This is a genomic window from Trichloromonas sp., from assembly GCF_041583255.1.
Taxonomy (GTDB): domain Bacteria; phylum Desulfobacterota; class Desulfuromonadia; order Desulfuromonadales; family Trichloromonadaceae; genus Trichloromonas.
Genome location: NZ_JBFHGD010000108.1, coordinates 1 through 11,111, shown reverse-complemented (window position 1 = coordinate 11,111; position 11,111 = coordinate 1). Strand labels below are relative to the sequence as shown.

Here is an 11,111-nt window from a genome sequence, read left to right as displayed (position 1 = left end):
CTGCCAAGCCTCCATCCCGGCGTCGCGCAGGGCGAAGGCGATCCCCGCCAGCCCGAGGCGGGAGAAAGGATCCATCCGGCCGAAGCGGCGATCGGGCTGGGCGAAGACGTCGGCCCGTGAAAGGGTGGGCAGCTCGCCGGCAGTCAGGGCGAAATCCTGCCGCTGCCGTCCCTGGCCGCAGCCTCCGGCGGTAACCCAGCCGATGCCGCTGATTCGCGCGCTCAGCATGGCGCCCCCCCGAGGACAAGGGCGGCGTTGACCCCGCCGAAGCCCGAATTGGTCGACAGCAGGCAGTCGCCGGCAAAGCCTTGGGAGACCGCGGCGACCAGGCCGCGCCCCGCCTCTTCAGGTTCGATGAGCCCCACCGTCGGCGGCAGCTGCCGCTCGGCCAGACTCCGCAATCCAAGCACCACCTCGATGGCACCGGCCGCGCCCAGGGTATGGCCGAGCGCCCCTTTCACCGAGTTGACCGGCAGTCGCCGCCCGCCGAAAATGCGGCCGAAGGCGGTCAACTCCATGGCATCGTTGTAGACGGTGCCGGTGCCGTGGGCGCTGACCGCAGCAACGGCGTCCGCGGAAAGGCCGGCCTTTGCCAGGGCCCGGCCGACGGCGTCGACCAGGCCGCAGCCGTCTCTCGCCGGCGCGGTGATGTGGTTGGCGTCGTTGGCGCTCCCCCAGCCGAGCACCCGGCCGAGGACCGAACGGCCGTCGCGGCGGGCGCGCTCTTCGTTCATCAGAAGCAGGGCGGCGCCCCCCTCGCCGAGGGTCAGGCCGCTGCGCTGCGCATCGAAGGGACGGCTGGCGGCGACCGAGAGGGCCTGCAGCGAGGAAAAGCCGGAAAAGACAAACTCGCTGACCAGGTCGATGCCGACCACCAGCACGGCCTCGGCAGCGCCGGCGGCGATCTGCGCCGCCCCCCGGGCTAACGCCAGGGTCGAGGAGGCACAGGCGGCGTTGATATTGAGCCCGGAATCGGCCAATTCCATTCGCACGGCGACCCGTGCAGGCAGATCGCCCGGCAGCACGGCATCCGCCTGGCAGACTTCGCCACGGCGCAGTTTTTCCAGGCTGTCGATCCCCCCCTTGGTGGTCGCGGTCAGCACCCTGCAGTCGGCCGGGACCGGTCCCAGCTGCGCCAGCAGCCGCTCGAGCAGGGGCACAATCCTTGATTCGCCGGCAGCAGAACTCAGCTCCGGCACGCAGGCCGCTAATTGGCTCTGGTAGCGGTCGACGGCGAAGCGGTGCAGCGGGGCAATGGCGCTGCGCCCGGCCAGCAGCCCGTCCCACAGGGGATCCAGCCCGTCACCGAAGGCGGTCACCACCGCCGCATCGACCACGCAGACGGAGGTCATGCCAGTTCTCCGGCCCGCCAGCGGGCGAGGAACTGCTGGATGAACGGAGGGTGCAGCAGCAGCACGTTTTCCTTGGTATCCATCAGCATCTGCACCGTGTAACCGGTGGTGGCCAGCTGGCCGTCGCGGTCGCGGATGATGAATTCGTGGTTAAGGCGGGCCGCCTCCGACCAGTGGAGGATCCCCTCGATGGTGAAAGGCTCGCTGAAGCGCAGCGGCCGGTGGTAATCGATGTGCATCTTCTTCACCGGCGCCAGCACTCCCTGGTCATAGATATCCATATAGCCGATGCCGTATTTTTCGCCGAGAGCGACCCGGGCGTCCTCGAAATAACTCGGGTAGCGCCCGTGCCAGACGATGCCCAGGGGATCGACTTCCTCAAAACGCACCACCCGCTCAACAGTCGTGCGCAACGGTGCCGGATCGCCCGGCCGGGCCGGGAAATAGGCTTTTTTCATCCTTCGTTCTCCTCGGCCAGGGTCATCCAGAAGGTTGCCGCCGGCTCGCCGTCAGCGGTCAGGCGGGCGTCCCAGACCCGGCGACCGCCAGATTGCCGCTCCCGGCAGACCACCTGCAGGGTTTGCCCGGGACGCACCTGCTTGAGAAACTTGGCTCGCTCAAGCCGCCGCATGATCAGCGGCCTGCCCAGGAGCTGCTCGACAACGACCTGGGCGGTGAGCACCTGGACCACTGCCGGCAGCACCGGGTACGCAGGAAAATGTCCCGCAAAACCGGGAAAATCGGCGGCAAAGCGGAAACTGCCGACGGCATCCCCCCCGTCGTCTGCTTGCTGGGTGCCGACGGATCTCGCCTCGACGGCTCTTTTTAATTTACTTTTCAATGGATTTCACACTTTCCAGCCAAAGGGTCAGCGTGTAGCCCGCCCGCCGGTCTTGAAGAAAAATCCCCTCAGGAATCAAACGTCCCGTCATCTCCCGGTACTGGTAATAGCCGACCTGCCAGTCGCCAGACGGCCCTTGGCTGCGCTTCTCCAGCAGCAGCGGCGGTTCGCCGCCGAAAACAAATGTGACCTCATCACTTCCCGAGCGCCGCAGACGATAATCCCGCGAAGCGATCTCCAGCCGGTCGGCCGACGACGGCTGCGGCAGAAAAAAAATCCGCCGCACGCTGTCGGCCACCGCTTCGGCCAGGCCGGGATGCCGGCGCAGGTCGGGCAGCAGGTGATGCACCTCGACCGTATCCGCCGTGACGGTCAGGTCGAACAGTTTCAGCCCCATCCCTTCAAGAGCCACCAGCCGGGCATAGCGGCTGCCGGCGTCGAGCTCCATGAATCCCTCGATGGGGAGCTTCATGCCGCGCAACTGGAACAGCCCTGACTGGCGGATGCGGTAAGTCGCCGCCTCACCGAGCCAGAACGGTTCAAGCAGCTCCGCCGCCGTCAGCTGGCGGGTCGGACCCAGAACCGGCGCCTCGAAGGGGATGCCGGCGCAACCGCCCAGCAGCACCGCCAGCAGCAGAGAGGCGCAGAAGCTTCGAACCATCACAGGCGCTCGCGCTGCAGCGCCGGCACCACCAGCAGCGCCGTCGGCACCGCCCCGCCGATCCCCAGCAGCACCGTGGTGCCGATGGAATGGAGCGCCGGGTGCTCGGCGAAGACCAGGGCGCCGAAACCGGCCAGGGTGGTCAGCCCGGCCACCAGCACCGCCCACCGGGTCGCTCCATCCTCGCCCGGTTCTCCCCGGCAGACCATGAAAATGCCGTAATCGACACCGAGGCCGATCACCAGGATGGTCGCCACGATATTGAACAGGTTGAACTCCATCCCCAGCCAGCCCATGGTGCCGAGCATCACCACCAGCCCGGTCGCCACCGGCAGCAGCGCCAGCAGAATCCGGCCCGGCCGGCGCAGCAGCAGGGAGACCATGATCACGACCGCCCCCCCGGCCAGGGTGATGAAGCGCAGGAAGTCGGCCCGGATGGCGTTGCCGACTTCCCGGCCGAAGCGGGCCTGGGAAACCAGGTGGATTCCGGGCGGCAAGGCCGCTTCGCCGTTCAGGAGGGCCGCGACCTCGGGGGTGTCGGGGACCAGGGTCACCAGCTGCACTCCGTCACCGTTTTCCAGCAGCAGGGCGTCAAGCAGATCGCCAAGGCCGAGCTGCCGCAGAGCTGCCGCCGTCACCGGCTCGGGCTGCCGCTGCAGCTCGGCGAAAAACGGGTCAAATGCCGCCGCGGAAAAACCGCGGGATTCGCCGGCCTGCAGCAGCAATCGGCGGGTCGACTCGTCCCGCTGCTGCCAGAAAGTTTGCCAGCGCTCCAGGTTGGCGGCCTGGGTCGAGGTCGAAGGAAGCAGCGCCGCCAGGCTGACCACCGGGGCCTCTGGAAGCTCCCGCCGCAGCAGTTCGAACAGCATGTCGTTGGCCGCCAGGGCCTCCTGCAGGTTCCCGCCCTCGGCGAAGACCATGGCCATCGAACGCAGGTTGCCCCAGGTCTGCTGCAGTTCCTGCTCGGCCGCCAGCAGTTCGGCAGGGATCAGGCTCAGGCTGCGCAGCTCGCCGTTGATCGGCACCTCGGCGATTTTCCAGGAACAGGCGATCATGGCCGCCAGCCAGAACACCAGCAGCAGGCCAGGCTTGCGCCGGGGGGCCGCCGTCAGGCTCTGGTACAGCCGCCGTGGCGACGAGCTCCACCGATTGGCCACCAGGTGGGGCAGGACGATCAGCGATAGCAGCAGGGCGGCGGCAATGCCGGTCATGGCAAAGACCGCCAGCTGGCGCTGCCCCGGCAGGCTGGAGCTGAGTAGAACGGCAAAGCCGGCCAGGGTGGTCAGGGCGCCGAACAGCACCGGCCGGGAAACCCGGCCCAGGGCGGCTTCCGGCTCCCCCCCGCTCTGGCGCAGGGCGAAATAGACATGCAGCCCGAAATCGACGGCGATCCCGAGCAGAACCGCGCCGAAACCGAGGGTCACCCCGGAAACCGCCGGGTAGCACCAGGAGACCGCCACCGCCGCCAGCCCCACGACCGAAACCGGCACCAGAAAGACAAAGAGCGCCCGCCAGCTGCGCAGGAACACCAGGAAGAGGAGAGCCAGTCCCAGGGTCGAGGCGGTCAGCACCACGAACAGGTCGCGCTGAATCGCTTCGGCGTTGGCCACCGTGTAGGCGTGACCGCTGATCAGCTTGGCTTCGACTCCCTGCGGCAGCGTCCCGTCGGCCGCCTGCCGGAACTGCTCCAGCATCCTGGCGCCGCCGCCGGAATCGGTAATCGCCACCGACGTGTCGGCGATGATCAGCGCGCTGCGGCCGTCGGCGCTGAGGAAATGGCCAGCCTGCAGCCGGGTCTTGCTGATCGGGTTGACGAAGCGCAGCCTTTCCAGCCCCAGGTTGCGCAGCTCGAGCGGGTCGCGGCGGATCGTCCCCTTGAGCAGCCAGCCTTCCGGTGACAGCATGCGCCGGTAATCCTCTTCAAGCTGCTCCTGCACCCGCTCTCGGGTGAGCCCGTCGGCGATCCGCTGCAGGTCGTCCCCCCCCAGCAGCAGCGGCAGGCTGGACTCCAGCCACTCCGGCAGCCGGCTGTCATCAAGCATCGCCGGGCCGGTGACCGCCCGGCCGAAAAACTCGGGCGACAGGGCGGTCGCTAGGCCGTCGGCCGCTTCGAGCAGGGTTAAGGTGCCGGTGGCCTGGCCTCCGCGCAGGCTGATCAACACCTTGCGGGCGAAGGGAGCCTGCTGCAGGCGGCGGAAGTCATCGGCCACCTGTGAGGTGTCGTCGGGGAGCATCGCCTCGATGTCCTCGCGTACCTCCAGCCGGGTCAGTCCGGCCAGCCCGGCCCCCAGCAGCAGCAGGGTCAGGGTGTAGAGGAGGGCTCGCCGCGGGGCGAAGAGCCGGTAGAGGGCGGAAAAGAACATCGGGCCTTCCTAGAACAGTGCCGGATCGAGGGGCTGGTTGAGTTCGGTCCCCGAAAAAACAATCCGGGTGCTGTCGCCGCCCGGTTCATGCACTTCGACGGTTTCGACATGGCGCCGCTGCGGATCAAAGCTGATCTGCAGGTAATCGAGGAACGCTTCTGCCCCCGCCTGCAGCGGAACCAGCTTGAGGGTGACCGGCGTCTCGCTCACCAGGGTCATGCGGTACTGCTGCACCAGCCAGACGATGTCGACCCGGGCCCAGGCGAGGAGCTGCTCGGCGATCAGCCGCATTCCCGGCTCCCGGGCGATGTCGAAGGGGACGGCGGCGCCGGCCCGCTCGTGCCAGCGCTGGCCGCTGTCGCCATTGAGCAGAAAGCCGGAGGCGACCGGTTCGGTCATCTCCCAGCGCAGTTTGTCCGGTTTTGAAAAATAGAAGCGGCCGCGGGAGACCAGGGTTTCCTGGAACATCTCCAGGTGCTTTTCCTGGACGAAATCGCTGGCCAGGGTCTCGATGCCGGCCGCCGAGCGTTCCAGCTCGGTGAGGATTCGGTCGAGGGCCAGCCCCGGATCCTCTGCGGCCAGAACCGGGCCGCTCCAGGCCAGCAGCAGCGCCAGCAGCAGAACCAGCCGCTTCATGCGTCCACCTCGGGAATCCAGAGTTTCAGCGAGCCATGCGCAACCTGCTCGTCCCCTCGCCACACCTCCCCCTCGGCCACGGCAAAACCCTCGACAGCGGCCACCGTGCGGACCGCGATGCGCAACTGGTCGCCGGCAAAGACCGCCCGCTCAAAGACCACGTCCCTGATGCCGACCAGAAAACCTTCGCGCACCGGGTTTCCGGACAGGCTGTCTCCGTACCCCTTGACCACCGCGTAGGCCTGGGCCAGCAGCTCGGCCAGGGCGACCTCGTCGAGCCGGCCGTCGCCGGCGACCATCAGGTCGTCGGCCGCCACCATTGCTTCGACCACCCCCTCCTGGCCGGCATAAGCGACCAGCCTTTCCACCAGCCGCATCGGCGGCCGGTGCGGCATCAGCTGTTCCGCGGGAAGCGGCAAGGCCAGGTCCATTTCAGTTGCCCTCCGCCTGCCAGTAGACCGACAGGTCGTCGAAAAGCTGGCTGGAGAAAAGCAGTTTGCGGAAGGTCACCAGGTCCTGGTGGAAGATCCGCTCGTTGTCGTAGACCTCGAACTGCTCCTGCAGGACCTGGTAGATGCGCCCGGTCGCCAGCCCCAGCTTGTCGGCGTTGCGGAAGGAGAAGGCCTGCAGCTGGGCCAGCACTTCGAGGGTAACCACGTGCTTGGCGTTGCTGATGGCGCGGAAGGCCTTGCGGGCCGCCACCGTCCCCATGCTGACCACGTCCTGGTTGGAGGCGTTGCAGGAGATGCTGTTGGTGCTCACCGGCCCGGCCAGCTGGCGGTTTTCGGCGGTGGTCGAGGTGGCCAGGTACTGGGCCCCCATGAACCCCATGGTCAGGCCGATGGTGCCGGGGATAAGGAACTCGGGGAGCCCTTCGTTGAGGTTCTTGTCGAGCAGCTTGTTGATGCGCCGCTCCGACAGGTTGCAGAGGGTGGCGATCGCCATGCACAGCATATCCATGACGAAGCCGATGCTCTGACCGTGGAAGTTGCCGCCGTGGATGATCTTTTTCTGCTCGGGGATGATGATCGGGTTGTCGTTGGAGGAGTTGGCCTCGGTCTCCACCGTGCGCCTCGCCATCTCGATCGCCTCGGCCACCGGGGCCAGCACCTGGGGGGTGCAGCGGATCGAGTAGACATCCTGCACGTTGATGCTGGTCTCGAAGACCAGCCCCTCGGTCTGCTGGCCGCGGATGCGCTCGTGCATGTCCTTGCGCAGGGTGATGTTGCCCGAGCCCCGGTAGAGGCTGCGGATGGTCTCCGCCACCGACAGCTGGCCGGGGTGCGGCTTGACCCGGTGCAGGTCCTCGTCGAAGGCGTCATCGATGCCGCCGAAGATTTCCAGCGAAAAGGCGCCGGTGACGCAGGCGATGTTGAGCAGCTTCTGCGCCCCGAACAGGGCGAAGGCGGCCAGCGCGGTCATGGCGCTGGTGCCGTTCATCAGGGCGATCCCCTCCTTAAAAGAGAGCCGCATCGGGGTCAGGCCGAGCTCAAGGTAGACTTCGGCCACCCCGCGCAGTTGCCCGTGGTAGAAGACCTGTCCTTCGCCGATGATCGCCAGCGCCAGGTGGGCCAGGTGGATCAGGTCGCCGGAGGCGCCGACGCTGCCGCACTCGGGGACATAGGGGGCGATGCGGCGGTTGATCAGCTGCACCATGAAGTTGAGGAGTTCGAGGCGGACCCCGCTGTACCCCTTGACCAGGGTGTTCAGGCGTACCGCCAGCATGGCGATGGCGATATAATCCTTGATCGGCTCGCCGAGGCCGGCGGCGTGGCTGCGGATCAGGTTGACCTGCAGCGCCTCGATCTCGTTGTCGCTGATGATCTTGTTGCACATCGGCCCGAAAGAGGTGTTGACCCCGTAGATGACCCGTTTCGCGGCCACTTCTTCTTCGAGAAAAGTGCGACTGGCGGCGCAGCGCTCGAGGGCGGCGGCATCGAGGGCGACCTGCTTGTCGCCGATGCCGATGGCGATGATGTCGGCGATGCTCAGATCGTTGCCGGTAAGAATGACGGTGGGACGCTGGGACATGATGCTGTTACTCGCTTTCCGTTGAAAAATTTCTGGCCACAGAGACACGGAGGCACAGAGAAAGTCGAAACCTTTAAGATTATAAAAACTCTGTGTCTCTGTGCCTCTGTGGCAAAGGGTGTTCGGGTCAAACTGCCGGGCCACCTTTGCGGAAATCGAAAAAGGTCACCGGCTTGCGCTTGTCCTCGCGCAGGGTGCGCCGGGCCACCTCTTCCGGGGCGACGATGGCCACCTCCGGCTTGACCCGGGTGCGGGCGGCGATCCGTTCGGCGAGCTCACCGGCGTCGAGAGACGGATCGCTGCAGCCGACCACCACCCGGATGCGGTCGGACAGTTCGAATTCGTCGAATACCTCGAGGTAGTGGCCGCGGATCTCCGGAATTTCCTGCAGTACCGCCTGGATCGCCGGCGGATAGAGGGTGGTGCCGCGCACTTTGAGCATCTGCGCCTTGCGCCCGAGCACCGGCCCGAGCCGCCAGCTGTTGCGGCCGCAGGCGCAGGGGTCGCTATGCAGAACGGCGATGTCGCCGGTCCTGAAGCGCAGCAGCGGCATGCCGGTCACCTGCAGCGGGGTCGCCACCACCTCGCCGGGCTCTCCCGACGGCAGCGGCTGGCCGGCCTCGTCGACGATTTCGACAATCATCAGCTGCGGATGCACATGGCCGCCCCGCCCCGCTTCACAGTCGGCGAAAGCGGTGGCCATTTCGGTGCTGGCGTAGGTACCGAAGACCTCTGCGCCCCAGGACTCGTGCAGACGACGGCCGAGGGGCGACAGGGAAAGATCGGCGCTGCGCACCGGCTCGCCGATGCAGATCAGCCGTTGCACCCCGAGCCGGCGCGGATCGTCTCCGCGGGCCCGCAAGCGCTCAGCCAGCACCAGCAGCAGGCTCGGCACTCCGACCACGGCGGTGGGACGGTACTGGACGGTCAGTTCCTCCAGCATGGCAATGCTGCTCGAACCGCCGCGGATCACCGTGGCGCCGATACGGGTCAGACCGATGAAATAGGCGAGTCCGGCCATGAAGCAACGATCGATGGCGGCGGCAATCAGCACCCGGTCGGCTGCGGTGATCCCGGCAGCGCGAAAGGAAATCTCCTCGTTATAGCCGACCCGTTCCAGGTCACTGCGGGTCTGGTGCATGGCCACCGGGTGCCCGGTGGTCCCCGAGGTCAGGCAGAGATCGACGATCTGCTCCGGTGCGACACAGAGGAACTCGGCGTTGTGCCGCTCGAGGTCTTCCTTGCTCGTCATCGGAAGCCGAGACAGGTCAGCCAACCCGGCAACATCGACCAGGTCGATCCCTGCTTCGGCAAACCGCCGCCGGTAAAACGGGGAATGTTCCGCGAGATAGGCCAGGTGCCGGCGCAACAGAAGATTTTGCGCTTCCCCGATAGCTGTCGGCGAATTGAATTCCAGGTTGGACGTAGGGCCTGTTTCGAACATCGCGTTCCTTGCAACCATCAGCGGATCATGCCGCTCATTTCATCCAGATTCTGCTGCATCATCTGCTTGACCGCCTTACGCATCGCAACATGGCCGGTCGGGCCGGGAAAATCTGCCGGATCCACCGGGTCCAGCGCCCGCAGCCGGATACGGGCCGGCTGCAACCACCAGCGCCCCGGCGGAAGCAAGGTGTCGGTGCCAGTGATGCACAGGGGAACCAGCTTTGTTCCGGTTTCCGTCGCCAGCCGAAAGGCCCCGGAATAGAACCGCTGCAACTGCCGGTCGCGGCTACGGTGTCCTTCAGGAAAAAAAAGTTGCAGTGCCGGCTGCGTCAGAATACGCCGGCCGGCAATCAGGCATTCATTCCAATCGAGGCTTTCCACATCAAGATAACCGGCCAGACGCATAAAAAATGAGTAGAAAAACATCTTGAACGGCCAGGCCCGCACGGCGAAATTGACATTAAAGCAAGGGAGCAGAGCCATGCAGTAGGTATCGAAAAAGGACAGGTGATTGACCACCAGAATCGCCGGGGCATTGAATTTATCCGCCTTGAGACCGTCGCGTTCAAAACGAACAAAAGGGGACATGATCAGCAGCCAGCCACGCCCGTAAAGCCAGACGAAGTGGCGCATGATCCGTTCGGCCGGCCAGCGGGTCGCCAGTTTCCAGAGGAGAAATAAAGGCGTAAAACTGAGGATGCCGAACAGGGTCCAGAGAACCATCAGCGGGTAGGCCGTCAGGTTCATGAGAACAGTCATCATTCGCAATCCTGTCATGCCTGCTGTCGTCACCGGATGTAATGCCACGTCCCTCACTTCACCATCCGCTTACTCGGCCCCTTGCTGCTGCCGAGTCTTTGCAATAACAAACTTGTGAATGTCCCCCAAGGTGCGGATTTCACGGATCGCCGCCTCCTCGCGGATTTTGAATTTGAACGCCGCCTCGAGCACGATGACCATGTCCACGGTATCGAGACTATCGAGCCCGAGTTCTCCGTAAATATTTGCTTCAGGTCTCATATCGTCCAACTCGAGCTCAAACTCCTCGGCCAGCGAGGTATTGATCCGCTCGATGATTTCCTGGTCAGTCATTCTGGTATCTCCTTAACACAATCGAAGAGTTGACGCCCCCGAGGGCGAAGTTGTTCTTGATAGCCACGTTCAGCTCCGCCGGCTCCAGACCGATCACGTGGCGGATCTGCTCGCAGCCCGGATCGACCTGGTCGAGGTTGCGAGTCGGGATCAGCTGGCCCCGCTGCATCATGTCGATCACGGCCACCAGCTCCAGCGATCCACTGGCTGCCATGGTATGGCCAATGTGGCCCTTGAGGCTGCTGACCGGCACCCGGCCTCCGAAAAGCTCGAAAATCGCCTCGCTTTCGGCAATGTCACCGTGGTCGGTGCCCGTCGCATGAGCGTTGACATAATCGACCGCATCCACGTCAGTGCCCGCGTCGGCCAGGGCCAGCCGCATGCATTGCGCCATGGCCGCCGCATCGGGATGGGCGATGTTGGTCGGCGCTGAGACCGTAGCGAAACCGGTCAGTTCAGCCAGAATGGTCGCGCCACGGTGGCGGGCCGAATCGAGGGATTCGAGCAGCAGGATACCGCATCCCTCGGCACAGACCACCCCGTCACGATCCCGGTCGAAGGGCCGCGGGGTAGATTCCGGCTGCTGGTTGTAGCCGATCGAGCCGGCATTCATCACATCAAAAGTCGCCGCTGTAAGAGGATGAAATTCATCGGCACCGCCGCAAAGCATCATCTCCTGCTTACCCATG

General features: G+C 65.4%; 12 protein-coding genes and 1 pseudogene. All 13 read right to left on the bottom strand.

The window, feature by feature from the left end:
• A pseudogene (locus ABYV89_RS10020) lies at positions 1–228 on the bottom strand (beta-ketoacyl synthase N-terminal-like domain-containing protein); the annotation flags it as partial.
• On the bottom strand, positions 222–1,352 hold the full coding sequence (locus ABYV89_RS10015; protein ID WP_432822813.1) for a beta-ketoacyl synthase N-terminal-like domain-containing protein: 1,131 nt from the start codon (positions 1,350–1,352) through the stop codon (positions 222–224). The pseudogene ABYV89_RS10020 and the gene ABYV89_RS10015, both read right to left, overlap by 7 nt.
• Complete coding sequence (locus ABYV89_RS10010) at positions 1,349–1,810, bottom strand: acyl-CoA thioesterase (protein ID WP_432822812.1); 462 nt, start codon at positions 1,808–1,810, stop codon at positions 1,349–1,351. Before ABYV89_RS10010 ends, ABYV89_RS10015 begins: the two co-directional genes overlap by 4 nt.
• Positions 1,807–2,193 (bottom strand): 3-hydroxyacyl-ACP dehydratase FabZ family protein, encoded by a 387-nt coding sequence (locus tag ABYV89_RS10005; protein WP_432822811.1) that lies wholly within the window; start codon positions 2,191–2,193, stop codon positions 1,807–1,809. Before ABYV89_RS10005 ends, ABYV89_RS10010 begins: the two co-directional genes overlap by 4 nt.
• The gene (locus ABYV89_RS10000) at positions 2,183–2,854 is read right to left on the bottom strand and encodes a hypothetical protein (protein ID WP_432822810.1); all 672 of its coding nucleotides are present in this window, start codon (positions 2,852–2,854) and stop codon (positions 2,183–2,185) included. Before ABYV89_RS10000 ends, ABYV89_RS10005 begins: the two co-directional genes overlap by 11 nt.
• A complete protein-coding gene (locus ABYV89_RS09995; RefSeq protein WP_432822809.1) occupies positions 2,854–5,217 on the bottom strand; it encodes an MMPL family transporter in 2,364 nt (787 codons plus the stop codon). Before ABYV89_RS09995 ends, ABYV89_RS10000 begins: the two co-directional genes overlap by 1 nt.
• Positions 5,218–5,226: 9 nt before the next feature.
• On the bottom strand, positions 5,227–5,853 hold the full coding sequence (locus tag ABYV89_RS09990; protein ID WP_432822808.1) for an outer membrane lipoprotein carrier protein LolA: 627 nt from the start codon (positions 5,851–5,853) through the stop codon (positions 5,227–5,229).
• A complete protein-coding gene (locus tag ABYV89_RS09985) occupies positions 5,850–6,284 on the bottom strand; it encodes a 3-hydroxyacyl-ACP dehydratase (RefSeq protein ID WP_432822807.1) in 435 nt (144 codons plus the stop codon). Before ABYV89_RS09985 ends, ABYV89_RS09990 begins: the two co-directional genes overlap by 4 nt.
• Before the next feature lies 1 nt (position 6,285).
• Entirely contained in the window at positions 6,286–7,884 is a 1,599-nt protein-coding gene (locus ABYV89_RS09980) for an HAL/PAL/TAL family ammonia-lyase (protein WP_432822806.1), read from the bottom strand.
• Positions 7,885–8,011: 127 nt separating this feature from the next.
• Positions 8,012–9,328 (bottom strand): phenylacetate--CoA ligase family protein, encoded by a 1,317-nt coding sequence (locus ABYV89_RS09975; RefSeq protein ID WP_432822805.1) that lies wholly within the window; start codon positions 9,326–9,328, stop codon positions 8,012–8,014.
• 17 nt (positions 9,329–9,345) lie between these two features.
• Positions 9,346–10,092 (bottom strand): lysophospholipid acyltransferase family protein, encoded by a 747-nt coding sequence (locus ABYV89_RS09970; protein WP_432822804.1) that lies wholly within the window; start codon positions 10,090–10,092, stop codon positions 9,346–9,348.
• Positions 10,093–10,158: 66 nt separating this feature from the next.
• A complete protein-coding gene (locus ABYV89_RS09965; RefSeq protein WP_432822803.1) occupies positions 10,159–10,422 on the bottom strand; it encodes a phosphopantetheine-binding protein in 264 nt (87 codons plus the stop codon).
• Positions 10,415–11,111, bottom strand: a 697-nt coding sequence (locus tag ABYV89_RS09960; protein ID WP_432822802.1) for a beta-ketoacyl-[acyl-carrier-protein] synthase family protein, incomplete at its 5' end; no start/stop codon positions are given. The genes ABYV89_RS09960 and ABYV89_RS09965, both read right to left, overlap by 8 nt.